The sequence below is a fragment of the Sulfitobacter sp. R18_1 genome (genome assembly GCF_017743915.1).
Lineage (GTDB): Bacteria > Pseudomonadota > Alphaproteobacteria > Rhodobacterales > Rhodobacteraceae > Sulfitobacter > Sulfitobacter faviae.
The window spans coordinates 267363-292489 of the sequence record NZ_JAGHRG010000002.1; the positions used below are offsets into that span (position 1 = coordinate 267363).

Annotated in this window: 24 protein-coding genes; 9 read left to right on the plus strand and 15 right to left on the minus strand. The window is 63.3% G+C overall.

The annotated features are described in order from the left end of the window. Positions 1-20: 20 nt before the first annotated feature. From J7392_RS06535 to J7392_RS06570, 8 genes are all read right to left on the minus strand, one after another. On the minus strand, positions 21-1613 hold the full coding sequence (locus J7392_RS06535; protein WP_209216801.1) for an ABC transporter substrate-binding protein: 1593 nt from the start codon (positions 1611-1613) through the stop codon (positions 21-23). A 64-nt stretch (positions 1614-1677) separates the two neighbouring features. Then, a complete protein-coding gene (locus J7392_RS06540; protein ID WP_331618826.1) occupies positions 1678-2313 on the minus strand; it encodes an XRE family transcriptional regulator in 636 nt (211 codons plus the stop codon). A gap of 157 nt (positions 2314-2470) precedes the next feature. Next, positions 2471-3277 (minus strand): metallophosphoesterase, encoded by an 807-nt coding sequence (locus tag J7392_RS06545; RefSeq protein WP_209216802.1) that lies wholly within the window; start codon positions 3275-3277, stop codon positions 2471-2473. Next, positions 3274-4062: an ATP-binding cassette domain-containing protein gene (locus J7392_RS06550; protein WP_209216804.1), complete on the minus strand. Its 789-nt coding sequence runs from the start codon at positions 4060-4062 to the stop codon at positions 3274-3276. Before J7392_RS06550 ends, J7392_RS06545 begins: the two co-directional genes overlap by 4 nt. Then, the gene (locus J7392_RS06555) at positions 4055-5029 is read right to left on the minus strand and encodes an ABC transporter ATP-binding protein (protein WP_209216806.1); all 975 of its coding nucleotides are present in this window, start codon (positions 5027-5029) and stop codon (positions 4055-4057) included. The genes J7392_RS06550 and J7392_RS06555 overlap by 8 nt, the downstream gene beginning before the upstream one ends. After that, a complete protein-coding gene (locus tag J7392_RS06560) occupies positions 5026-5844 on the minus strand; it encodes an ABC transporter permease (protein ID WP_209216808.1) in 819 nt (272 codons plus the stop codon). Before J7392_RS06560 ends, J7392_RS06555 begins: the two co-directional genes overlap by 4 nt. Then, complete coding sequence (locus tag J7392_RS06565; RefSeq protein WP_209216810.1) at positions 5841-6785, minus strand: ABC transporter permease; 945 nt, start codon at positions 6783-6785, stop codon at positions 5841-5843. Before J7392_RS06565 ends, J7392_RS06560 begins: the two co-directional genes overlap by 4 nt. Before the next feature lie 49 nt (positions 6786-6834). Then, complete coding sequence (locus J7392_RS06570; RefSeq protein ID WP_209216812.1) at positions 6835-8322, minus strand: ABC transporter substrate-binding protein; 1488 nt, start codon at positions 8320-8322, stop codon at positions 6835-6837. 235 nt (positions 8323-8557) lie between these two features. Here J7392_RS06570 and J7392_RS06575 point away from each other — a divergent pair, with 235 nt between their 5' ends. Continuing rightward, positions 8558-9688, plus strand: coding sequence for an FAD-dependent oxidoreductase (locus J7392_RS06575; protein ID WP_209216814.1), 1131 nt, complete (start codon positions 8558-8560; stop codon positions 9686-9688). On the opposite strand, the gene rlmN is transcribed toward J7392_RS06575, so the two are convergent. Next, entirely contained in the window at positions 9685-10866 is a 1182-nt protein-coding gene (rlmN, locus tag J7392_RS06580; protein WP_209216816.1) for a 23S rRNA (adenine(2503)-C(2))-methyltransferase RlmN, read from the minus strand. The two genes, J7392_RS06575 and rlmN, sit on opposite strands and share 4 nt — an antisense overlap. Before the next feature lie 89 nt (positions 10867-10955). Then, positions 10956-11456, minus strand: a complete 501-nt coding sequence (locus J7392_RS06585) for a MarR family transcriptional regulator (protein WP_209216818.1) — start codon at positions 11454-11456, stop codon at positions 10956-10958. Positions 11457-11690: 234 nt separating this feature from the next. On the opposite strand from J7392_RS06585, the gene ectA reads away from it, so the two are divergent. The 4 genes from ectA to J7392_RS06605 are packed head-to-tail and all read left to right on the plus strand — an operon-like array spanning position 11691 to position 15409. Further along, complete coding sequence (gene ectA / locus J7392_RS06590; protein WP_209216820.1) at positions 11691-12224, plus strand: diaminobutyrate acetyltransferase; 534 nt, start codon at positions 11691-11693, stop codon at positions 12222-12224. Positions 12225-12276: 52 nt separating this feature from the next. Next, positions 12277-13569 carry a diaminobutyrate--2-oxoglutarate transaminase gene (gene ectB / locus J7392_RS06595; RefSeq protein WP_209216822.1) on the plus strand — a complete coding sequence of 431 codons (1293 nt, stop codon included), beginning with the start codon at positions 12277-12279 and terminating at the stop codon, positions 13567-13569. A gap of 5 nt (positions 13570-13574) precedes the next feature. Continuing rightward, complete coding sequence (locus J7392_RS06600; protein ID WP_067261585.1) at positions 13575-13967, plus strand: ectoine synthase; 393 nt, start codon at positions 13575-13577, stop codon at positions 13965-13967. A gap of 5 nt (positions 13968-13972) precedes the next feature. Beyond that, entirely contained in the window at positions 13973-15409 is a 1437-nt protein-coding gene (locus J7392_RS06605; RefSeq protein WP_067261587.1) for an aspartate kinase, read from the plus strand. A 300-nt stretch (positions 15410-15709) separates the two neighbouring features. Here J7392_RS06605 and J7392_RS06610 read toward each other — a convergent pair whose 3' ends face one another. Continuing rightward, complete coding sequence (locus J7392_RS06610) at positions 15710-16231, minus strand: invasion associated locus B family protein (RefSeq protein ID WP_231886279.1); 522 nt, start codon at positions 16229-16231, stop codon at positions 15710-15712. A 189-nt stretch (positions 16232-16420) separates the two neighbouring features. Between J7392_RS06610 and J7392_RS06615 the strand changes: the two genes are divergently transcribed. After that, the gene (locus J7392_RS06615) at positions 16421-17401 is read left to right on the plus strand and encodes an asparaginase (RefSeq protein WP_209216824.1); all 981 of its coding nucleotides are present in this window, start codon (positions 16421-16423) and stop codon (positions 17399-17401) included. Positions 17402-17455: 54 nt separating this feature from the next. On the opposite strand, the gene serB is transcribed toward J7392_RS06615, so the two are convergent. Beyond that, positions 17456-18331 carry a phosphoserine phosphatase SerB gene (serB, locus tag J7392_RS06620; RefSeq protein WP_209216826.1) on the minus strand — a complete coding sequence of 292 codons (876 nt, stop codon included), beginning with the start codon at positions 18329-18331 and terminating at the stop codon, positions 17456-17458. A 154-nt stretch (positions 18332-18485) separates the two neighbouring features. Between serB and J7392_RS06625 the strand changes: the two genes are divergently transcribed. The 3 genes from J7392_RS06625 to J7392_RS06635 all read left to right on the plus strand — a co-directional run bounded on the left by J7392_RS06625 (position 18486) and on the right by J7392_RS06635 (position 22204). Next, on the plus strand, positions 18486-19649 hold the full coding sequence (locus tag J7392_RS06625; RefSeq protein WP_209216828.1) for a phosphoserine transaminase: 1164 nt from the start codon (positions 18486-18488) through the stop codon (positions 19647-19649). Between the two features lie 95 nt (positions 19650-19744). Beyond that, entirely contained in the window at positions 19745-21340 is a 1596-nt protein-coding gene (serA, locus tag J7392_RS06630) for a phosphoglycerate dehydrogenase (protein ID WP_209216830.1), read from the plus strand. A gap of 135 nt (positions 21341-21475) precedes the next feature. After that, positions 21476-22204, plus strand: coding sequence for a metallophosphoesterase family protein (locus J7392_RS06635; protein ID WP_209216832.1), 729 nt, complete (start codon positions 21476-21478; stop codon positions 22202-22204). A gap of 5 nt (positions 22205-22209) precedes the next feature. Here J7392_RS06635 and tdh read toward each other — a convergent pair whose 3' ends face one another. The 3 genes from tdh to J7392_RS06650 all read right to left on the minus strand — a co-directional run bounded on the left by tdh (position 22210) and on the right by J7392_RS06650 (position 25095). Further along, positions 22210-23250, minus strand: a complete 1041-nt coding sequence (gene tdh, locus J7392_RS06640; RefSeq protein WP_209216835.1) for an L-threonine 3-dehydrogenase — start codon at positions 23248-23250, stop codon at positions 22210-22212. Continuing rightward, positions 23250-24434, minus strand: coding sequence for a glycine C-acetyltransferase (locus J7392_RS06645; protein ID WP_209216836.1), 1185 nt, complete (start codon positions 24432-24434; stop codon positions 23250-23252). The genes tdh and J7392_RS06645 overlap by 1 nt, the downstream gene beginning before the upstream one ends. Positions 24435-24528: 94 nt before the next feature. Further along, complete coding sequence (locus J7392_RS06650) at positions 24529-25095, minus strand: helix-turn-helix domain-containing protein (RefSeq protein WP_209216998.1); 567 nt, start codon at positions 25093-25095, stop codon at positions 24529-24531. Positions 25096-25127: the final 32 nt, after the last annotated feature.

The following is a 25127-nucleotide window of genomic DNA, read 5'->3' on the forward strand; positions in this document are numbered from 1 at the left end:
CTTTGGTCAAAGCGGCAGGGTTACTGCTTCAGGCCAACTTGGTTGAAGATGTGGCCACCCAGCGGGTGCACGACATAGTTTTCAACTTCGGGGCGCATGGTCATATAGACGACCGAATGCGCGATGGTGGCCCAAGGCGCTTGGTCTTTGAAGATTTCCTGCGCTTCTTCGTAAAGCGGCGCACGCTCTTCTTGGGTCGGCAGAACCTTGGCTTTCTGGATCAGCGCGTCGAATTCCTCGTTGCACCACTGGGCGCGGTTGGATTTCTCTACACCGTCACAGCCCAGCAGAACCGCGAGGAAGTTGTCTGGGTCACCGTTGTCGCCGGTCCAACCCAGCAGCACGGCACCGTCACGGTCCTTGGACTTGGAACGCTCCAGATACTCACCCCATTCGTAGGAGACGATTTCGACATCGACGCCAACCTTGGAGAAGTCTTCCTGCATCAGCTCGGCCATACGGCGGGCGTTGGGGTTGTAGGGACGCTGCACCGGCATCGCCCAGATCTTCATCGACAGATCGCTGACGCCCTCTTCCTCGAGCATCGCCTTGGCGGCCTCGGGGTCATAGTTGTCGTCTTCGATGGCGTCGTTGTAGGACCACATGGTCGGCGGCAGCGGGTTCTTGGCGATTTCGCCGGAGCCCTGGAACACCACATCGATGATCGCCTGCTTGTCGATCGCCATGTTCAGCGCCTTACGGACATTGGCGTTGTCGAAGGGCGCGACCTGCGTGTTGTAAGCCAAGTAGCCGACGTTCAGGCCTTCTTGCTCCATCACGACAATGTCTTCGGCGTCTTTCATCGCCTGAACATCGGCAGGGTTCGGATATGCCGTCACGTGGCACTCACCCGCCTGCACCTTTTGGTAGCGGACCGAAGCGTCAGGCGTGATCGCGAAGATCAGGCTTTCGACTTTGGCCGGGTCACCCCAGTATTCGTCGTTACGCAGGTAACGGATGACCGCGTCTTTCTGGTAGGCTTGGAACTGGAACGGGCCTGTGCCGATGGGCGCTTGGTTCACCATTTCAGGTGTGCCCGCTTCCATCATCGCGTCAGCATATTCCTTGGACACGATCGAAGCGAAGTCCATCGCCATATTCGCGATGAAGGGCGCTTCGGGACGGGTCAGGTTGAAGGCCACGGTGTAGTCGTCGACCTTCTCGATGCTTTCGATCAGATCGGGCATGGACATGCCGCCGTAGTATTCCCATGTGCCGCCCGAGACGGTGTGATAGGGGTTTTCTTCGTTGCCCTGACGGTCAAAGCTGAAGATCACGTCATCGGCGTTGAAATCGCGTGTCGGCGTGAACTGGTCGTTGGAGTGGAATTTCACACCTTTGCGCAGCTTGAAGGTCACGGTCATGCCGTCTTCGCTGACTTCCCAGCTTTCGGCCAGCGCGGGCACGACTTCGGTCGTGCCGACTTTGAACTCGGCCAGACGGTTGTAGATCGGGTGGCTGGAAGCGTCGAATGTGGTGCCGGCTGTGTACAGCGCAGGGTCAAAACCCTCGGGCGAGCCTTCGGAGCAATAGACCAGCGATTGGGCCGATACCGCCGAGGCCCCAAGGGCCGCCAGCATGGCACCGGTGGCCAATTTCGTTGTAAAAGACATAATATTCTCTCTCCTGGTTGGTTTGTTTCTTGGCAGCGGGGTATCCGCCGCAGGTGATACGCCCTTACGGGCGAGACGACGCGAATGCGGTGGCGACTGCCCCTTCATTCGGACGTATTCTATTGGCGCCAGCGGCCTGTTCATATTGCATCCGCCCCACCCAAAGCACGCGGGCGGGCCTGTCGGTCTTGTTGGACCACGAATGCGGACTGCTGCCGAGGTAATGCAGGCTGTCGCCGGGCCGCATGATATGCTCCCCCCCATCGACGACCTGCGCGATCTCTCCCTCAAGGATATAGATCACCTCTTCCCCCTCATGCACGACCTCTTCCGAGGCATAGCCCGGCGGCACGTTCATGATGTAGGAGGACAGCTCATGGCCCGGGAAATCCGCGCCGATCTTCTCATATTCGATGGATGAGCCCGAAACGGCAAAGCGCGGACGCTCAGCCGCACGGGTCAAGCTGTCTTGGGTCTTTGGCGTATGGATGAAAAAACTGACATCGACCTGAAGCGCCACGGCGATCTGCGACAGGGTGCCCAGCGACGGCGTGGCCCGGCCCCGTTCGACTTGGCTGAGATAGCCCACGGACACGCCAGAGGCTTCGCCCAACTGCTGCAAAGTCAGGGACAAACGATGACGTTGCTTGCGCATACGCGCGCCAAGCGTCGATACACTGTCGCCATTGGCAGTCAGCAAATTCGCCCTCCCCGTGAACAGCGGCCCGATCTCATGCCGGGTATAGCCTTTTCATGTCTCGCTGTGTGAAATTAAAAAGGTTGAGGGTCAACAATAATTTTTTTACTGCACCGCGGCGCAGGGCGCGAGGCTGCGGCCAGTGGGGGTGGATGTCATTCTACTCAAAGGATTTTAGCTGCGCCCGGTCGATCCGCGCCAATTCAGACGCCGTCGGGTCAAGCGGGGCAAAGGAAACGCTCAAGCCGCTGGGATGCCATTCGCAAAGGGCGAATCCAGTGCCCTCCACGATACGCAGGTCGCGGGTTTCGGTCAGGTCGATGGTCGAATGCAGCCCGTTGGAAATGACCACCGGAATGCCGTGCCAATGGCTCACCCGGTTCACATGCACATGGCCCGAGAGGATGCCCGCCACGCGCTGCCCCTTCAACATCTCGGCCAAACGCGCGCTGCTCGCTGCGTCCAGACTGCCCCATGCGAGGGCGGCGGGATCAATGCGCGGCGGGTGGTGGATCACCAAGAGTTTCGCCAGATCGCCATGACGCTCAAGCGCGGCTTCCAGAAACTCAAACTGCGCGTCGTCCAGCGCCCCGGCCACCTTGCCCGGCACGCTGCTGTCCAACGTGATGACATGCAGATCGCCCTGCCGCGCATCGTGGAAGTAGGGCGCATCGGCCAACCCCGGCGCAAAGACCGCGTTGAACCCGTCGCGTTTGTCATGGTTGCCGAGGGCCATCACCAGCGGCGCTTTCAGCGGTTCCATAATCTCGCGCACAAGGGCATAGCTTTGCTGGTCGCCGTGATTGGTCAAATCGCCGCTGGCGACCACGAAATCGGGCTGGGGTTCCATCGCGTTGATCACCTCCACCACGCGGCGCAGGGTGGCGGGCGTATCACTATGCAGATGCGGGTCGTTCAGATCGGGATGCGAGATATGCAGGTCGGTCAGGTGGACGAAACGGGTCATGGGCGTACTCCTGCGGCTGTCAGCAGGGTTTTCGTATAAGGGTGCTCGGGGCTGCGCAACACCTCTGCCGCCGCACCGCTTTCCAAGGTCTTGCCATGCTGCAGCACCAGCACCCGGTCGCAGATTGATCCGACCACCGCAAGGTCATGGCTGATAAAGACCATGCCGAGGCCCAGATCATCCTGCAGGTCCATCAGAAGGTTGAGAATTTGCGCCTGTACCGAGACATCAAGGGCCGAGACCGCCTCATCCGCGACCAACAACGCGGGGCGGGTGACGATGGCCCGCGCGATGGCGATCCGCTGGCGCTGCCCGCCCGAGAACTCATGCGGATATTTGCCCGCGTCCGTGGCATGCAGCCCGACCTGCTCCAAGGCTTCGGCGATGCGGTGGGGGATATCCTCGGTCTCACCATTGGCGCGCAGCGGCTCGGCGATGGACCAGCCGATACGGCGGCGCGGGTTGAGCGAGCCGAAAGGGTCTTGGAACACCATCTGAAAATCGCGCCGCAGGCTGCGCAATTCTTGCCCCCCGAGCCCATGCAGGTCACGCCCCCGAAACAGCACCGCGCCCGCGTCCGGTCGCTCAAACGCCATGATCAGCCGCGCCAGAGTGGATTTGCCCGAGCCACTTTCCCCGACCACGCCCAAGGTCTCACCCGCCTGCAGCGAAAAGGAGGCGTTTTCCAAAGCCGTCAACACTGGCGGCGCACGCAGTAGACTTTGGCGCGACAGTTTGTAGCGGCGGGTCAGGTTGCGGACCTCTAAAAGCGGCGCGTCAGTCATGGCGCCCCTCCGTCAGCAGGTGGCAGGCGGCAGCGCGCCCCGCGTCGGTCTGCACGAAGGCCGGGCGCTGCGCGGCGCAATGAGGCAGCTCCACCGGGCAGCGCCCCGCAAAACGGCAACCCTGCGGCAGCCCATGCAGCGGCGGGACCGCGCCCGGAATGGTCGGCAGCCTGCGCCGTTTTCCTTGTGCATCCCGCCCCGCCACGCCCAGATCGGGCCGCGCGCCCGAGAGCCCCTTGGTATAAGGATGGGCAGGTGTGCCCAGCACCTCTGCCGTGCGGCCCCGCTCGACCATATCGCCCGCATACATCACCACGATGTCCTCGGTCGCCCGCGCCACGGCGGCGAGGTCATGGCTGATGAAAACCAGCGCCATCTGCCGCTCCCGCGCGAGCCGTTGCAGCAGGTCGGTGATCCGCAGCGCCACATTGGCGTCGAGCGCGGTTGTCGGCTCATCCGCGATCAGCAGCATCGGGTTGCAGGCCAGCGCCAGCGCGATCAGCACCCGCTGGCGTTGGCCGCCGGACATCTCATGCGGGAACTGGCGCAGGCGACGGTCGGGATCGGGAATGCCAACCTCTTCGAACAGGCTCAGGGCGCGGGCACGGGCGGCACTGCGTGTCAGCCCGTCATGCAGCAACATCGGCTCCATCACCGTGTCGCCCACCCGACGCAGCGGGTTCAGCGCCGCCATCGGTTCCTGAAACACCATCGCCACGCGGCGGCTGCGCAGCCTCTGCCAATCGCGCTCAGGTGCGTCGGCCATGTCCTGCCCGTCAATCCGCAGCTGCCCGGTCAACCGCGCGCTTTCGGGGGCCATGCCCATCAGACAGAGCGCCAGCAGCGTCTTGCCCGAACCGCTTTCGCCGACGACCCCCAAACGGTCGCCGCGCTCGATCACCAGATTGGCGTCGCGCAGGGCGGCGGCAGTGCCGAAATGGATCGAAAGATTGCTAAGCTCAATCATCGCGCGCGCACCAGTCGGGGGTCGGTGATGTCGCGCAGCCCGTCGCCCAGCAGGCCGAACCCCAGCACGGCCACGACGATGCACAGCCCCGGATAGATCGCCAGTTGCGGGGCGAGATACATCAGCGTCTGCGCCTCCGACAGCATCCGCCCCCAGCTCGACGCGGGCGGCTGCGCGCCGAGGCCGAGATAGCTCAGCGCCGCATCGGCGAGGATCGCCACGGCGAACTCGATGGTGGCCTGCACGATCACCGCCGCGGCGATATTGGGCAGGATGTGATCGCGGCTGATCGCGAAGCGCCCGCGCCCCGCGGCCCGCGCGGCGGCGACATAATCGCGCGTCCATATCTGGTTCGCCGAGGCGCGGGTGACGCGGGCGAAAATGGGAATGTTGATGAAGGAGATCGCCAGCACCGCATTGGTCAGCGAGGGCCCGAATACCGCCGCCAGCATGATCGCGAAGAGAAGCGCCGGAAAGGCAAAGCCCAAGTCGGCGAGCCGCATCACCGCATCCTCGACCCAGCCGCCAAGCGCGGAGGCCAGAAGCCCCAGCCCCACGCCGATGCTGCCGCCCAAGAGCACCGCCACCAGCGCCACGGTCATCGAGTTGCGCGCCGCCGCCATCAATTGCGCCACCACGTCGCGGCCCAATTGATCGGTGCCCAGCCAATGCTCCGTAGAGGGAGGCGCGAACTTGGTGGAGATCGACATCGCCTGCGGGTCATGCGGGGTCCAGACAAGCGACAGCGCCGCCACCCCGACGACGAGGCTGACCAGCAGCGCCCCCAGGAGAAAATTCGCCGGAAGCCGCTTCATGCCCGCGCCTTCAGCCGGGGGTCGATGACGACGTAGAGCAGATCGACCACGAAATTCGCCGTCACAACGATGGCGGCGAACAGCATCACCAGAGCCTGCACCGTGGGCAGATCGCGGTTGGCGATGGACTGAAAGATCAGCCGCCCCAGCCCCGGCAGGTAGAAGACGTTCTCTATCACGATGGTGCCGGTCACTAGGGCGGCGAACTGCATGCCGACGATGGTCACGATCGGCACCAGCGCATTGGGCAGCACATGCCGCCAAAGCACCCGCCGCCGCGACAGGCCGCTGGCGCGGGCGGTGCGCACGAAATCCTGCCGCATGACCTCCAGCGCCGAGGACCGCGTGACCCGCGCCAGCACCGCCGATTGCACCAGCGCCAGCGCCACCGTGGGCAGGATAAGCGACCGCAGCGCCGCCGCCGGATCGTCCCAGCCCGCAAAGCCCCCCGGCGGCAACCAGCGCAGCTTCACGGCAAAGAGCATGACCAGCAGGATCGACAACCAGAAGGCGGGCACCGCGATGCCAAGCTGGCTGAGGAACATCACCCCCCAGTCGCCGGCACGCCCATGCTGTGCCGCCGCCGTGATGCCAAGGCCCAGCGCCAGCACCAGCGTCACAAGCATCCCCGCCACCGCGAGAGAGATCGTCATCGGCAGGCGTTCGGCAATGAGTTCCGAAACCGGCACGCGGAAGGAATGGCTGAGGCCGAAGTCTCCCTGCACCGCGTTCCAGACCCACGCAAGGTAGCGCGTCATCAGCGGCTCGTTCAGCCCCAGCTGATCGCGCAGCGCAGCCAAAGCATCCTCGCTGGCGTCCATGCCAAGGATGGTCAACGCCGGATCGCCCGGCAGCACGTTCATCACGGCAAAAACCACGAGCGAGACGGCGAGCAGGGTCAGCACGAAACCGAGCGTGCGGCGGAAGAGGAAATAGGCCACGAAGTCAGGTCCAAGAGCCGCGGCACCGGGGCACCGCGGCCGTTTCAGGTCAGTCGGCGATGCTCACGTTCTTCAGCGGCATGTAGAGCACGGGCGAGGAGGACCAATAGCCTTCGACCTCCTGCCGGAAGACGCCCAAGAGAGGCAGTTGGAACAGGAAGCCATGCACCGACTGGTCGGAAAGCATCTGCTGGCCCTGTTTCAGCAACTCGTTGCGCGCCTCGGGGTCGACCTCAGTTTGGATCTTCTTCCACAGGGCGGTCATCTCGCCATTGTCGTAGCCGTAGAAATAATCCGGGCCGCGGGCGAAATTGCCCATGTCATTGGGGCTCGTGTGGGCGATGATGGTCATGTCGTAGTTCTTCTTCTTGTAGACCTCATCGATCCAGAAGCCCCATTCGACATTCTCGACCTTGGCGTCGATCCCGGCCTCGGCGAGCTGGTTCTGGATGATCTCGGCCGAGCGTGTGGCGTAAGGGAACGGCGGCACGCGCAGGGTCATGGTGGCCCCCGCAACCCCCGCCGCCTCGAACATCTCTTCGGCCTTGGCGCTGTCATGCGGATAGGCATCCGTCAGGTCGACATAGGCGGTGCCATGCGGCGGGTAGAAGCTGCCGATCGGCACGGCTTGGCCGTACATCGCGCCCTCAATGATCTCGTCACGGTCGATGGCGGTGGCCACGGCGCGGCGCACCTCGACATTGTCGAAAGGCGGCTTGGCGTTGTTCATGGCAAGGATCACCTCGCCCTCGGTCGAGCCGACGTTGACGCGGAAGCGCGGGTCGGCCTCGAACTGCGGCAGCAGTTCCGGCGCGGGGAAGCCGGGGAAAGCGTCAAGCTCCTCGGCCATCATCGCCGCGGTGGCGGCGGCCGGGTCGGAGATGAAGCGGAAGACCACCTTGTCGAGCGCCACGTCATCCGCGTTGCGGTGATCGGGGTTCTTGACCAGCGTCAGCCGGTCGCCGCGGGTCCAGCTGTCGAACTTGAAGGGGCCGGAGCCCACCGGATTGGCGTTGTTGGTCTCCACGCTCTCGGCGGCCACGATGGCGCTGTCGCCCTGCCCCATGTTGAACAGGAAGAAGGCATCCTTGTTCGTGAGCGTGATCTCGACCGTTTGGGGATCCACGGCCTTGACGCTTTCGATCGGCTCGAAAATGTCCTTCGACGGGTTCACGCTGTCTTCGCCCATGGCGCGGTCGAAGGAATAGACGACATCTTCGGCGTCCAGCGTGCTGCCGTCGTGGAAGGTCACGCCCTCGGCCAGTTTGAACGTATAGGTCAGCCCGTCTTCCGACACCTCCCAAGAAGTCGCGAGATTGGGCTGCACTTCCCCGTTCTCGGCCACGGTGGTCAGCGATTCGAAGACGTTTTGCGTCATCATGCTGTCGATGGAGGCGGTGGCATCCGCCGTGGGATCGAGCGACGTGGGCTCCTGCTGCATGCCGATGACAAGCTCGGCAGCCGCGGCGGCCGAGGCCATCAGGCCAAAGGCCAACGTCAGCGCGGGAAGGGTTTTGGAAAGGGTCAGTTCGGACATGGGGCAGCACTCCTGTGGGTCGGGGCGCGTTCGGCATCACCGCATGCGCCCTTTGTGACAGACTGCGCCGGGCGCGGCGTTCGGTCAACGGCCTTGCCGCGCCGGGCGAAAATTTCATGCAATTGCAACAATATGGCGGATTTATCCGATTGCCCGCAGGGGCAGAGGCGGACCGCGCTTCGGCCCTTTTGCCCCGCCGCAGGCGGTGCTAGCCTCAGCGCAGAGAGGGCAGAGTATGAACAATTCAACGACAGGTTTCGATTGCATCGTGATCGGTGCGGGCATAGCGGGCGCTTCTGTCGCCGCTGAACTGTCCAGCGACCGCCGGGTGCTGCTGCTGGAGCGCGAAAGCCAGCCGGGCTATCACACCACGGGCCGCTCTGCCGCGCTGTTTACGGTGACCTATGGGCCTGAGGTGATCCGCGCCCTCTCTCGTGCGTCTGCCGCGTTCTTTCACGACCCTGCCAGCCCGCATCTGGCGCATCCGCTGCTGGAACCCCGCGGCGCGGTCTTCGTCGCGCGGCAGGACCAGCAGGCATCGCTCGCCCGCACTGCCGAGGAGTTGGGCCCCCATGTCACCCCGCTGAGCGGGGCCGAGGTGGCTACGCTCGTGCCGTTGCTGCGCAAAGGCTATGCCACCGGCGGTCTGCGGGACGCCTCGGCGGCGGATATCGACGTGAACGGGCTGCATCAGCATTACCTCAAGACCTTCCGCGCCGGGGGCGGCGTTTTGCAAACCAAGGCCGAGGTGCAGGCGCTTCGCAAAGAAGGTGACTGGCAGGTCGACACGAACCAAGGCACCTTCCACGCGCCGGTGATCGTCAATGCCGCAGGGGCTTGGGCGGATGAGATCGCCACGCTGGCCGGGTTGAAACCTGCGGGCCTCACCCCAAAACGCCGCACGGCGCTGACGGTGGCCCCGCCCGCGGGCATGGTGCCGGACCGTTGGCCGATGGTGGTGGATATTGACGAGCAGTTCTACCTCAAGGCCGATGCGGGCAAGCTGCTGATTTCGCCCGCCGATGCCACGCCCTCGCCCCCCTGCGATGCGCAGCCCGAGGAACTGGATATCGCGATCTGCATCGACCGGATCGAAACCGCCTTCGACTTGGAGCGCCCGCGCATCGAAAGCCGCTGGGCCGGGCTGCGCAGCTTTTTGCCCGATGGCGATCCGGTGGCGGGGTATGATCCTGAGGGTGAAGGGTTCTTCTGGCTCGCCGGTCAGGGCGGCTATGGCATCCAGACCGCCCCGGCGCTGGCGCGCGCGGCGGCGGCACTGGTGCGAGGCGCGGAAATCCCCGGCGACATCGCCGCCGAGGGGGTCACTGAAGAAGCGCTTTCGCGGGAACGCGCGGGGCTGGCTTAACCGCCCAGACCCGCGTCCGCCTCGATCTGCTTGCGCGACTTGCGCGCCCGTTCGGTCGCCGACTTGAGCTGACCGCAGGCCGCCATGATGTCTTCGCCGCGCGGAGTGCGGATGGGTGAGGCATAGCCGGCCTGATAGATGATGTTGGCGAAAGCCCGAATGCGGTTGTTCGACGACCGCTCATAGGGCGAGCCGGGCCATTCGTTGAAGGGAATGAGGTTGATCTTGGCCGGAATGCCCTCGATCAGCTTGACCAAACGATGCGCGTCCTCGTCGCTGTCGTTCACGTCCTTCAGCATCACGTATTCAAAGGTGATCCGCTCAGAATTGCTGACCTTGGGATAGGCCTTCAGCGCCTCCAGCAGCGCCTCGATGTTCCAACGCTTGTTGATCGGCACCAGCTTGTTGCGCACCTCGTCGGTGGTGGCGTGGAAGGACACGGCCAACTGGCAGCCGATCTCGGCGGCGGTGCGGTGAATCTCGGGGACGACGCCGGAAGTCGACAGCGTGATGCGGCGGCGCGACAGCTGGATGCCTTCGGGGTCCATCGCGATCTTCATCGCGTCGCGCACGTTCTCAAAATTATACAGCGGCTCGCCCATGCCCATAAGCACGATATTGCTCAAAAGCCGGGTTTCGTTCTTGGGTGCGCCGCTCTCGGGCCATTCGCTCAGATCGTCACGCGCCACCATGACCTGACCGATGATCTCACCCGCCGTGAGGTTGCGGACCAGCTTCTGCGTGCCGGTGTGGCAGAACGAGCAAGTCAGCGTGCAGCCCACTTGGCTGGAGACACAAAGCGTGCCGCGCCCCTCTTCGGGGATATAAACCACCTCGACCTCATGACCGCCCGCGATCCGCACGAGGTATTTGCGGGTGCCATCCTCGCTGACCGCGCGGGTCACCACCTCGGGCACTTCGATCACGAATTTCTCAGCCAATTGAGTGCGGTAGCCCTTGGCGAGGTTGGTCATCGCGTCGAAATCCCGCACGCCCCACTGGTAGATCCACTGCCAAATCTGCCCCACACGCATCTTCGCTTGTTTCTCGGGCGTGCCATGGGCGATCAGCGCGTCGCGCATGGCGTCGCGGGTCAGGCCGACAAGGTTGATCGGCCCGTCGGGCAGCTTACGGGGAAGGGTCATCACGTCTTGGGTGATGGGCGCGGAAGCGGACATTTCAAAGACTCACTGGCTAGGGATGGGTCTCTATATAAGAAAAGGCGCGATTTGCAAAAGGGTTTGGCCGCCGAGGTCTGGGACCGCGCTCAATAGGTCTTCTTAGTTGTCCGCAATTCCCCGGTCGCGAGAACCGGCGCGGCATCCAGACTGTCCACGTTCAACATCGCCGCCACACGCTCCAACGACGACACCAGCTGCGCCTGCTCCCAATCGGCGAGATCCGCAAAGGCGCGGACGTAGCGCTGTTGCAGCGCATCGGGGGCTTCTTCCAGCACATCCTCGCCTTGGGTGGTCAAGGTGATGTTGGTCTGACGACGGTCCTGCGCCGAAGGCTGGCGCGAGACCAAGCTGCGCGCCACCAGCTTGTCGACCAGGGCGGTCACGGTGGCTTGGCTCACCCCCATCTGATTGGCGAGGGTCTTGGCGGTCGGGTCTTTCTTCTCTCCCACGATCTGCAAAACGCGCAACTGCGCAGGGGTCACCCCCGCGGCCTGCGCCAGATCGCGCGCATAGAGTTCGGTGGCCCGCAAAATGCGGCGCAAAGCGATCAGACTTTCGTCGACCCGGTCGGGATGTTTCTGCGTCATGGTGCATCATTGCACATTGGCGGCATTCTCAGCAATCGCTCAAAACCTGCCTGATCGCTTAGTATAGCTAAGCGAAACGGGCCAATTTCATTCGTAAAACGAAACAAATATGCACAGTTCTATGGCGCTCAAACAACGCTATAAGCGTATGTTCAGGTAATTTGCTTTGAATGTTGAAGTATCACCGCGCATGGCTTACTTAGCTTATCGAAACAACAAGGGAGCCCCGAACGGATGCAGAATGAACTCGACATGAAAAAAGCCCGCACACCCAAGCTGCGTAAGCCCATTGCCGAGGACGGAGCCGCCATCTGGCGGTTGATTCGCGACTGCAAGCCGCTCGATGAAAACTCGCTTTATGCGAACCTGATCCAAGCCGACCACTTCCGCGACACCTGTGTCGTGGCTGAAATGGACGGCGATATCGTTGGCTGGATCTCCGGCCATATGATTCCTGCCCAAGACGCCTTCTTTGTCTGGCAGGTCGCCGTCAGCCCCAAGGCCCGCGGCCTTGGTCTGGGTAAAACCATGCTGATGGAACTGGTGAACCGGGATGAGACCGAGGCCGCCAAGACCCTCAAAACCACGATCACCCGCGACAACGACGCCTCTTGGGGGCTGTTCCGCAGCTTTGCGAACCACATCGGCGGCGATCTTTCCGATGCGCCCCACTTTACCAAAGACGCCCACTTCGAGGGCGCGCATGACACCGAACATATGGTGACGATCACGCTGCCCGAGGCCGCCGCGCTGAAACGCGCCGCGTAAACCGCAGTTGACAATTCACACGACAGACTCTCTAGAAGAGAAAGGAATTCCTATGCCTAAGGACATGGCACAGAACACGACCATCTTTACCCGCCGCGAGAGCGAAGCCCGCTCCTACTGCCGCGGCATGAACGCCGTTTTCACCCGCGCCAGCGGCTCGGAAATGTTCGATGGCGAGGGCAACCGCTACATCGACTTTCTCGCCGGCTGCTCCTCGCTGAACTACGGCCACAATGACCCGGACATGAAGCGGGCGCTGGTGGAGCATATCACCGCTGATGGCATCGCCCACGGCCTCGACTTTCATAGTGAGACCAAGGCGGCCTTCCTCGAAGCCTATGAGGAGAAAATCCTCAAGCCGCGCGGCATGGACTATAAGGTCATGATGACCGGCCCGACTGGCACCAATGCCGTCGAAGCCGCGATCAAGCTGGCGCGCAAGGTAACAGGCCGCACCAACGTGATCTCCTTCACCAACGGTTTCCACGGCATGACCATGGGCGCGCTGGCGCTGACTGGCAACAAAGGCAAGCGCGGCGGCGCGGGCGGCGGCTCGCTGGCCGATGTCACCCACATGCCCTTCGAAGGCGCATTGGGCGAGAACGTGGACACGCTTGAGATGATCGACGCGATGCTGTCGAACCCGTCGTCGGGCATCGACGCGCCCGCGGCCTTTATCTTTGAGCCGATCCAAGGCGAAGGCGGGTTGAACGCGGCCTCCGACGCATGGATGCAGGGCATCGAAAAGATCGCCCGCAAACATGGCGCGCTGCTGATCGTTGACGACATTCAGGCGGGCTGTGGCCGTTCGGGGAGCTTCTTTTCGTTTGAGGCCTCCGGCATCAAGCCTGACATGATCACGCAGGCGAAATCGCTTTCCGGCTTTGGCCTGCCCTTCGCGGCCCTGCTGATCGCGCCGGAGCATGACATCTGGAAGCCAGCCGAGCACAACGGCACCTTCCGGGGCAACACCCATGCCTTCGTCACCGCCCGCGTCGCGATTGAGAAGTTCTGGTCCGATGACACCTTCGAAAAGTCGCTGGCCGAGAAAGCCGTGCTGCTGACCACCGCGCTCAAGGATGTGGCCGATCTGGTCGACGGCGCCACGCTGAAAGGCCGCGGTCTGATGCAGGGCGTCGATGTTGGCTCGGGCGAGCTGGCCGGTGCGATCTGCGCGCGTGCCTATGAATTGGGCCTCGTGATCGAAACATCGGGCGCGAACGACGAGATCGTAAAATATCTTGCCCCGCTCACCACGCCGGAGAAGGTTATGCGCGAAGGCTTTGATATCCTTCTTCAAGCGACCCGCGATGTGACGGGCAACATGAAACTGGCAGCGGAGTAATACCGATGATTGTACGCGATTTTAACAAACTTCAGGGCACAGACCGTCACGTGGCGGATGCGAAATGGACCTCCACACGGATGCTTCTGGCCGATGACGGGATGGGGTTTTCCTTCCACATCACCGTGCTTGAGGCCGGGTCGGAACACACGTTCCACTACAAGCATCACTTCGAGAGCGTCTATTGCATGAAGGGCAAAGGCTCGATCACCGATCTTGCCACCGGCGAGACGCATGAGATCACCCCCGGCGTGATGTACGCCCTGAACCTGAACGACAAACACACCCTGCGCGCAGAGGAAGAACTGCACATGGCGTGCTGCTTCAACCCGCCGGTCACCGGCAACGAAGTGCACCGCGAAGATGGTTCCTATGCGCCTGCCGAGGAGGTCGCTTAAGTTTTATGACTCAACCGTCCCACACTGTCGAAAAAATCGGCGGGACGTCCATGTCCCGCGTGAACCAACTCAAAGATACGCTCTTTGTCGGTGACCGTAAGGGCGCGGACATTTATGGGCGCGTCTTCGTGGTCTCCGCCTTTGGCGGGATCACGAACCTGTTGCTGGAGCATAAGAAATCCGGCGAGCCGGGCGTTTACGCCCATTTGGCCAATGCCAGCAACGATCACGGCTGGCACGAGGCGCTGACCCGCGTCTCGGCCGAGATGCAGCGCGTGCACCGCGAGGTGCTGGAGCATCCCGGCGACATCGAACAGGCCGACGCCTTTGTGTCCGAGCGCACCCATGGCGCCCGCAACTGCCTGATCGACCTGCAACGCCTTTGCGCCTATGGCCACTTCCGCCTGTCGGAGCACATGCTGCAAATCCGCGAATTGTTGTCCGGTCTGGGCGAAGCGCATTCCGCCTTCGTCACCACGATCCTGCTGCAACGCGCTGGCGTGAACGCCCGTTTCGTCGACCTCTCGGGGTGGCGCGACGAGGGCAACGTGACCCTCGACGAGCGCATCGCGCAGGCGATGGAGGGCATCGACCCTCATACGGAAATGCCCATCGTCACAGGCTATGCGCAATGCGCCGAAGGTCTGATGCGCGAGTTCGACCGCGGCTATTCTGAGGTGACATTCTCCAAGCTCGCCGCTCTCACCGGCGCGCGCGAGGCGATCATTCACAAGGAATTCCACTTGTCGTCCTGCGACCCCAAACTGGTGGGCGAGCATGCCGTCAAGAAGATCGGCCGCACGAACTACGACGTGGCGGATCAACTCTCGAACATGGGGATGGAGGCGATCCACCCCAAGGCGGCCAAGACCCTGCGCCAAGCCGACGTGCCGCTGCGCGTGACCAATGCTTTCGAGCCCGAAGACCCCGGCACGCTGATCGACGACCGTCAGGCCGAAGCGCCCGCGGTGGAAATCGTGACCGGTCTCGACATCGTTACGCTGGAGTTGTTCGAGCAGGACATGGTCGGCGTCAAAGGCTATGACACCGCGATCCTCGACGTGCTGACGCGGCACAACGTGCGGATCGTCTCAAAGGTCTCGAACGCCAATACGATCACGCATTATCTGGACGCTTCGCTGAAAACGATGCGCCGGGTGGAGAAGGATCTGGCCGAGATCTACCCCACCGCCGAGATCACCACTCGCACGCTGTCCATGGCCTCGGTCATCGGGCGGGATCTGAACGGTCTCTCGGTGTTGCAGCGTGGCCTCGTGGCCATCGCAGAGGCTGGCGAGACGGCGATTGGCGCGAGCCAAGGGCCACGCAACGTGGATGTGCAGTTCATCGTCGAGCGGGAGAGCCTGCAACCGGTGATCAAGGCGCTGCATGGTGCGTTTATCGAGGAAGAGGTGGCGGCGCCGCTCTCGCGGGCGGCCTAAGGCTTACATAGCTGACGCACTATGCGCCGCGGCTCCCGAAAGGAAGCCGCGGCTTTTTCCTGCGAGGGCCATCGCCCGCCCGCGGGTCGGCGAACCAACATATCTTCGATACCGCTTTATGGCTCAACCATGATGTGCGCCCGCGAAGTCACTCCCAGCCTCACCAAATCGCCTACCCGTGGGGCGGGCAGGCGATGGCCCGGCGCCTACGGCTTGTCCCGGGCCCGGGTGGCACGTTCACCACAAACAAAAACGGCCCCGCAATCGCGAGGCCGTCCCAAACTCTCAAATCGCAGAGGCTCACCCCCCGCAGCGCTTCTCCGCATCTTCCACCGCAGCGGTGAAGCCCAGCAGCGAGAATGTGTCCTTGGTCTGCGTCCCGCGCGAAGACTTGCCAACCAGCGTCGCATCCGCACCGCGTTTCATCGCAGCGATGATCTTGGCGTCATCCGCCGTTGTCGCGGGCCACGCCCATTCGCCTTCGGTGAACAACTCATAGGTATTGCCCGAAATGCTCATCGTCACGGTCGAGCCCGAGGCGAAAGGATAGCCCCCGGTGAAAGCAACCTGACCCTTGGCCTCTGCCGAAGGGCGGTAGAATACCATCAGCAATGTCTGGCCCCGGTTCACCGCCACCACACGCCCATCGCGCGTGTTGACCACTTCCTTGGGGGTCGAGACGCCCCAGCATTCCGTCGGGTTATCTTCTACAAAGACGCTCCAGTCGGTCTTGGCAGCCACCCGGTTGGTGCTCTGCTCCTGCGCCACTGCGCCACTTGCCACAAGGGCGAGCGCCCCAAGTGCAAGACCACATGTCTTCATCATTCCCATCTGTCCAGCCTCCAGCCGTCCTTGACCTCAACACGTCCACAGACCCCAACCGGGCAACCTTGGGCGGGTTGCTCTCTCGCGGGTGTCTGTTATCTGTTCGACACCAACCACAATAACGGCAAACGCGCGACCGACGAAACCCTGATTGGCAGGTTTTCGCCCAGAAACAGGATGAACCTCATGACCAAAGCAGCCCCCTTTGCGGAAATCTGGCGCGGACCCTTTCTGGAAAGTGTGCATTCCGGTCACGCCGTGATCTGCGATGCCAGCGGCCAGATCGTCGAGGCTTGGGGCGACCCGGAAAAGGTCATTCTGCCGCGCTCTTCTTCCAAGATGATCCAAGCGCTGCCGCTGATCAATTCCGGCGCGGCGGACAAGGCGGGGCTGAGCACCGAGCAACTGGCACTGGCCTGCGCCTCGCACCAAGGGGCCGCCATCCACACCGACCGGGTGGGCGTCTGGCTCGACACGCTGGGTCTGGACGACGACGCCTTTCGCTGCGGCCCGCAGGAGCCCGCAGACCGCGACGCGATGGAGGGGCTGATCCGCGCCCATGAAAAACCCTGCCAGATCCACAACAACTGCTCGGGCAAACACGCAGGCTTCCTGACGCTGAACCAACATCTGGGCGGCGGTGCCGATTACGAAAAGCCGGAGCACGCGGTGCAAAAAGCCTGCCTTGAGGCTTTCGAGACGGTCACCCAAGAAACCTCCCCCGGCTATGGGATCGACGGCTGCTCGGCCCCGAATTACGCTTGCACCCTGCACGGCATGGCCCGCGCCATGGCGCATTTCGCCGCCGCCCCCGAAGGCTCTGCCGAGGCGCGGCTGCACGAAGCCATGCGCCTGCACCCCGAACTCGTCGCGGGCGAAGGTCGCGCCTGCACGGAACTGATGCGGGCGATGGATGGCAAGGTCGCGCTGAAAACCGGGGCCGAAGGGTTCTTCATTGCCATCTGGCCCGAGCGTAAGCTGGGCATCGCATTGAAAGCCGCCTGCGGCACCACCCGCGCCGCCGAATGTGCGATCACCGCGCTGATGGTCAAACTGGGGGCGCTGGACGCCAACCACCCCGCCGCGCTCAAGCGGATGAACGCGCCGATCAAGAACTGGCGCGGGCTTGAGACCGGAATGCTGAAACCGGCGGCGGGGTTGCTTTAAGCCTCTCGCGCTGCCGCTTTGCTGAAACGAAGCGGCAGCGCCACGCGGGCAGTCTCAGCCTGCGAATTCGGTGCGCGCATAGCCCTGCACGAACAGCAGCGCGGTCAAATCGCCAAAATTGATGCGGATGTCACATTCCGCCGCGACAGAAGGCTTCGCATGTAGCGCCACACCCATGCCCGCGCGCCCCAACATGCCCAGATCATTGGCCCCATCACCCACGGCGATGACCTGATCCTCGGCAATGCCCAGCTTTGCCGTGATCTCTTCCAAGGCAGTCACCTTGGCCTCACGCCCGAGGATCGGAAGCCCCACATCGCCCGTCAGCGCGGCCTGTTCAACCAGCAGCGTATTGGCGCGATTCTCATCAAAGCCCAGCATCTCGGCCACTTTGGCGGTAAAGGCGGTGAACCCGCCCGAGACCAGCGCGGCATAGCCGCCATTGGCCTTCATCGTGCCCACCAGCGCCCCGCCGCCGGGCATCAGGGTGATCCGCTCGGCCAAGACCTTGTCGATCACGCTGGATTCCAAACCTTTCAACAGGCCGACCCGTTCGCGCAGGGCGCCGTCGAAATCCAACTCACCGTTCATGGCGCGGGCGGTGATCTCTTTCACGCGCTCCCCGACGCCTGCCTCATCAGCCAGTTCGTCGATACATTCTTGCTGGATCATTGTGCTGTCCATATCGGCCAGCAGCATCTTCTTGCGGCGGCCCTCTGTCGGCACGATCACCAGATCGACCCCCATGGACTGGCAGCTTTCCCAGACATCCCAACGGTTTTCCGGCATCTGGGTCAACGAGAACTCCGCCGCCTCATCCGTGGCCAGCCAAAGCGCGTCACCCCCGCCCCAAGCATTGCGCAGGCTTTCCACCAGCGCGGGGTCGAGGCTGGGGTTGGTGGGGGAGGTCAACAAGATTGCCGTGAACATAAGTTTCCGATCCGCATCATTCGCGCCGCGCAAAGCGACATGACCGGCGTCCTAGCGTCATTTTGCGACTTGCGCCAGCCCGGCCTCCCCGCGTATCCCGGCAAGTGGGACACCCTTCCCCAACGAAGGGCGATTATCTGAGAGGGTAGCATCAATGGCTATGAACCAACCGGCACCGCGCCCGGAAGCGAAACCTGTTGCCGTACCGGCAAACCCGCGTTTCTCCTCCGGCCCCTGCGCCAAAATCCCCACATTCGATCTGACCAAGCTCGCGGATGCTCCGCTGGGACGCAGCCACCGTGCCGCGCCCGGCAAGGCCAAGCTTGCAAAGGCGATCGAGACCACACGCGAAGTGCTCGGCGTGCCTGCCGACTACCGCATCGGCATCGTGCCCGCCTCCGACACTGGCGCTTTCGAGATGGCCATGTGGTCGCTCTTGGGCGAACGGCCCGCCGAGATGGTCGCTTGGGAAAGCTTCGGCGCGGGCTGGGTCACCGACGTGGTCAAGCAACTGAAGATCGAGGCGCAGGTCCACACCGCCGAGTATGGCGAGATCGTCGACATGGCCGCGCTGAACTATGACAACGACGTCTGCTTTACCTGGAACGGCACGACCTCCGGCGTGCGCGTACCCAAGGGCGACGTGATCCCGGCGGACCGCGCGGGGCTCACGCTCTGCGACGCGACCTCCGCCGCCTTCGCGCAGGACCTGCCGTGGGACAAGCTCGATGTGACGACCTTCTCTTGGCAGAAGGTGCTGGGCGGCGAAGCGGCGCATGGCATGCTGATCCTCAGCCCGCGTGCTGTCGAGCGGCTGGAAAGCTACACCCCCGCATGGCCGCTGCCGAAGATCTTCCGCCTGACCAAGGGCGGTAAGCTGAACGAGGGCATTTTCCGCGGCGAGACGATCAACACGCCGTCGATGCTCTGCGTCGAGGATTACCTGCTGGCGCTTGACTGGGCAAAATCCGTGGGCGGCCTCGAAGGGCTGATCGCGCGGGCCGACGCCAATACCAAGGCCGTGGCCGATTTTGTCGACGCCCATGAGTGGATCGACTTCCTCGCCACCGATCCCGCGACACGTTCCAACACCTCGGTCTGCCTGAAGTTCACCGACGACCGCATCGCAGACGGCGCCGCCTTCGCCAAGGCCGTGGCCAAGCGGCTGGCGGACGAGGGCGCAGCGCTCGACATCGGCGCCTACCGCGATGCCCCTCCGGGCCTGCGCATCTGGTGCGGTGGCACGGTCGAGACGGCGGACATCGAGGCGATGCTGCCGTGGCTCGAATGGGCTTTCGAAGCCGAAATCAACGCGTGACGCGATGGTGCGCGAGGATCGCGCACCCTACTCCCCCCTCTCGTCGGCTGCGCGTTTCTGCGCACCGCTGACCCCGTTTATGAAGGACCAGACAAATGGCCCCCAAAGTACTCATTTCCGACAAACTCTCCGAAGCTGCCGTTCAGATCTTCCGCGACCGCGGCATCGACGTGGATTTTCAGCCCGATCTGGGCAAGGACAAAGACAAGCTGGCCGAGATCATCGGCAACTATGATGGCCTCGCCATCCGCTCGGCCACCAAGGTGACGGAAAAGATCCTCGCCAATGCGCCGAACCTCAAGGTGATTGGCCGCGCGGGCATCGGCACCGACAACATCGACAAGGAAGCCGCCTCGAAACAGGGGGTGATCGTGATGAACACGCCCTTCGGCAACATGATCACCACCGCCGAACATGCCATCGCGATGATGTTCGCCGTGGCGCGGCAGATCCCCGAGGCAAGCGCCTCCACCCATGCGGGCAAATGGGAGAAGTCCAAGTTCATGGGCGTCGAACTGACCGGCAAAACGCTGGGCGTGATTGGCGCGGGGAACATCGGCGGCATCGTCTGCGACCGCGCGCGCGGGCTGAAGATGAAGGTCGTGGCCTATGACCCCTTCTTGGGCGAGGAGAAGGCCGAGAAGATGGGCGTGGAGAAGGTCGAGCTGGACGAGCTTCTCTCCCGCGCCGACTTCATCACCCTGCACGTACCCTACACCGAGCAGACCGCGAATATCCTGAGCCGCGAGAACCTCGAAAAAACCAAGCCCGGCGTGCGCATCATCAACTGCGCCCGCGGCGGTCTGGTGGACGAGGAAGCGCTGGCCGACCTGCTGAAGTCGGGCCATGTGGCGGGCGCGGGCTTCGACGTCTTCGCCGAGGAACCGGCGAAAGAAAACCCGCTCTTCAACCTGCCCAACGTGGTCTGCACCCCGCACCTCGGCGCCGCCACCACCGAAGCGCAGGAAAACGTGGCCCTGCAGGTGGCTGAGCAAATGTCCGACTACCTGCTCACGGGCGCCGTGACCAACGCGCTCAACATGCCCTCGGTCACCGCCGAAGAAGCCAAGGTCATGGGGCCATGGGTCAAGCTCGCTGGCCACCTCGGCGCCTTCATCGGCCAGATGACGGACGAGCCGATCAAGGCGATCAACATCCTCTACGACGGTTCGGTCGCCAAGATGAACCTCAAGGCGCTGAACTGCGGCGTCGTGGCGGGCATCATGAAACGCGCCAACCCGGACGTGAACATGGTCTCCGCCCCCGTGGTCGCGCGTGAGAAAGGCATTCAGATCTCCACCACCAACCAAGACAAATCCGGCGTCTTCGACGGCTACGTCAAGGTGACCGTGGTGACCGAGAAGCGCGAGCGCTCCATCGCGGGCACCGTCTTCTCGGACGGCAAGCCGCGCTTCATCCAGATCAAGGGCATCACCATCGACGCCGAGATCGGGGAGCACATGCTCTACACCACCAACGAAGACGTGCCAGGCATCATCGGCACGCTGGGCCAGACCATGGGCGAGAACGGCGTGAACATCGCCAACTTCACCCTTGGCCGCCACACCGCCAAGGGCGAGGCGATTGCCCTGCTCTATGTCGATGATCAGGTGCCCGAGACGGTGATCGGCAAGCTGCGCGACACCGGCATGTTCCGGCAGATCAAGCCGCTGCAATTCGACGTGGCCTAAGGCCCGCACGACCTGCACAATCTGGAAGCGCCCCCTCGCGGGGCGCTTTTGCTTTTGGGGGCATCTTGCGCCTCAGCCTTCCCTTCCCCGCCGCTTTGCGGCATCACGAGGGGGTGCAGAAGGACAGGAACGATCATGCCCAGCCCCATCTATGCCATCGGAGACATCCACGGTTACGCCGCCGAGCTTGAGCGCGTTTTGACCCTGATCGAAGAAGACGGCGGGCCGGACGCGCAGATCGTCTTTCTGGGCGATTACACCGACCGCGGCCCCGACAGCAAAGCGGTGATTGAGCGGCTGGCCCAAGGCAAGGCCGAGGGCCGCAATTGGACCTTCCTAATGGGCAATCACGACCGCATGTTCAGCTGGTTCATGGAGGATTTCCCCCGCCACGATCCGCTGCTTCTGGTTGAGCTTAACTGGCTGAACCCGCGTTTGGGCGGCGACACAACGCTGGGCTCCTACGGCGTATCGGTCAGCGGGCGCGACCGGATGTCAGAGGTGCATGAGAAAGCCCGCGTAGCGGTGCCGCAGAGCCATGTGGATTTCCTCAAGACCCTCGCCCTGTCACATCAAACGCCCGACCTGTTCTTTGCCCATGCGGGCATCCGCCCGGAGGTGCCGCTGGATGATCAGCGCGAGAATGATCTGCTGTGGATCCGCAAGGAGTTTCACCAATACACCGCGCCGCATCCCAAGCTGATCGTCCACGGCCACACGCCGGTCGACAGCGCCATGCACTATGGCAACCGGGTAAACCTCGACACCGGGGCGGGCTATGGCAAACCGCTCTGTGCGGCGGTGTTCGAAGGGGAGGATGTTTGGGTCCTCACGCAACAGGGGCGCAATCGCCTGCGCCCCTGAGCGGTTCAGGTCCAGTCCAGCACCACCTTGCCTGACCGCCCCGATTTCATCGCGGCGAAGCCCTGCTCGAAGTCATCCACCTCGAAGCGGTGGGTGATGATGGCGGAGACATCCAGCCCGTTCTCCAACATGGCGATCATCTTGTACCAGGTCTCGAAAATCTCACGGCCATAGACGCCCTTGATGGTGATCGCCTTAAAGACGATGCGGCTCCAGTCCACCGGCGACTTGCCCGGCGGGATGCCCAGCATGGCGATGCGCCCGCCCATGGTCATGGCCTCGACCATCTGGTCCAGCGCCTGCTGGTTGCCCGACATCTCAAGCCCGACGTCAAAACCCTGCTTCATCTTCAGCCGCGGGATCACATCGGCCAAGTCCTCCTTGGCGACGTTTACCGGCACCACGTCGGCGACTTTCTCGGCCAGCGCCAGCCGGTCGGGGTTCACATCCGTGATCACCACATGCCGCGCGCCCACGTGACGCGCCACCGCGGCGGCCATGATGCCGATCGGCCCCGCGCCGGTGATCAACACATCCTCGCCCACCAGATCGAAACTCAGCGCCGTATGCACCGCGTTGCCCAGAGGATCGAGGATCGCGCCGATGTCGTCGGAAATCTCGTCCGGCAGCGGCACCACGTTGAAGGCGGGCAGCTTGAGGTATTGCGCAAAGGCCCCCTGCTCGTTCACCCCAATGCCCCGCGTCGCGGGATCGAGGTGGAACTTGCCCGCCCGGCTTTGGCGTGACTGCTTGCCGATCAGATGCCCCTCGCCCGAGCAGCGCTGGCCGATCTCCAGCCCTTCGACATTGCGGCCCAGCTCCACGATCTCGCCGGCGAATTCATGGCCTGTGATCAGCCCCACCGGCACGGTCCCGGCGGCCCAGTCGTCCCAGTTCCAGATATGGATATCGGTGCCGCAGATGCCGGTCTTGTTGATCTTGATCAGCACGTCATCCGGCCCGATCTCGGGCACCGGCGCATGGGTCATCCACAGCCCCTCGCGGGGGTGCAGCTTGGCCAGCGCCTTCATTTCGTTCGTGGCCATCAGATCACCCCGCAGGCCTTGCCGGCCGTCTCGAAGGCTTTCAGCGCGCGGTCAAGCTGCTCGCGCGTCAGGGCCGCGTTCATCTGGGTGCGGATGCGCGCCTGACCGCGCGGCACCACCGGGAAGAAGAAGCCCGAGACATAGACCCCCTCCTCGAAAAGCCGCGCCGCCATGTCCTGCGCCAACTGCGCCTCGCCCAGCATGACGGGCACGATGGGGTGTTCACCGGGCAGCAGGTCAAAGCCCAACTTCTCCAGCCCCGCGCGCCAGTATTTCGTATTCTCGAAAAGGCGTGCACGCAGATCATCGCCGTCTTCGACCAGTTCCAGCGCCCGGATGCCGGCGCGCACGATCGACGAGGGCAATGAATTCGAGAACAGATAGGGCCGCGCGCGCTGGCGCAGCAGGTCGATCACCGGCTGCGGCCCGGCGATATAGCCGCCGATGGCGCCGCCGAGCGCCTTGCCCAGCGTGCCGGTCACGATGCCCACCTTGACCCCGTGATGCGCCGGGGTGCCGGCACCCTTTGGCCCCATGAAGCCGGTGGAATGGCAATCGTCGACCATCACCAGCGCCTCGTATTTCTCGGCCAGCGCCACGATCTCTGGCAGTTTCGCCAGATAGCCGTCCATCGAGAAAACCCCGTCGGTGGCGATCATGATGAAGCGCGCGCCATCCTCGCGGGCCTGTTTCAGCTTGGCCTCCAGATCTTCCATATCGCTGTTGGCATAGCGGTAGCGCTTGGCTTTGCAGAGCCGGATGCCGTCGATGATCGAGGCATGGTTCAGCGCGTCTGAAATGACCGCATCCTCCGGCCCCAGAAGCGGCTCGAACAGCCCCCCGTTAGCATCGAAACAGGCGGCGAAGAGGATCGAATCGTCGTGGCCAAGAAAGCTGGCCAGTTTCTGCTCCAACTCGCGGTGAATGTCCTGCGTGCCGCAGATGAAACGGACCGAGGCCATGCCAAAGCCCTTCTCGTCCATCGCTTCCTTGGCGGCGGCAATAAGCTCGGGGTGATCGGCGAGGCCGAGGTAGTTGTTGGCGCAGAGGTTGATGACCTCGCGGTCGCCCACCGCGATCTCGCCGCCCTGTGGGGTGGTGATGAGCCGCTCGCGCTTCATCATGCCCTCGGCGTCGATCTCGGAAAGGGTGTCTGTGACATGGGACAGAAATGCTTGGGTCATGAGGCTCTCCTTTTCAGAGAGCGTCTACCATAGCGGAGGACATTCCGAAATAGAGGATTTCCGGAATGTCGGAATTTTTCCGGTATTGCGGAAACTAGGCGTCCTGAACCACCAGAAAGGCGCGCACCGGCCCCTCCGTCGCGCGGATCGCATGGGGCACGTCGGCGGCATAGCGCGCGGTGTCGCCGGCTTGCAGCCGCTCGGTCCCGGTGCCGCTGGTAACCTCCACCGCACCCTCAAAGACGCTGAGATGCTCGCGCGCGCCGCGGGTGTGGGGCGCACTGTCGAGCACGCCGCCCTCGGCGATGAGCAATTCATAGACCTCGTGATGCCCGGCTTCCTCGGGCGGGGACAGGATGCGAATGCGGCAACCGTCGCCCAGATTGCTGATCGTCGGCACGGCGGCACTCCGCAGCACCTCGATCTGCGGCTCGCCGGGGGCGGCGTCGAGTAGACCGGCAAAATCCACCTGAAGCGCGCGGGTGAGATTCCACAGCGTCGCGATGGTGGGGCTCGATTCGCCGCGCTCGATCTGGCTGACCATGGAGCGCGACACGCCCGAGAGCTTCGCCACGGCGTCGAGCGACAACCCCTGCCCTTGCCGCGCCTCTTTCAGGCGGGCGGGCAGCTGTGTCAGGATCTTGTCGGTGTTGTCCGTCATGGCGGATATGTCGCGCGGCGCCCCCTCCCTGT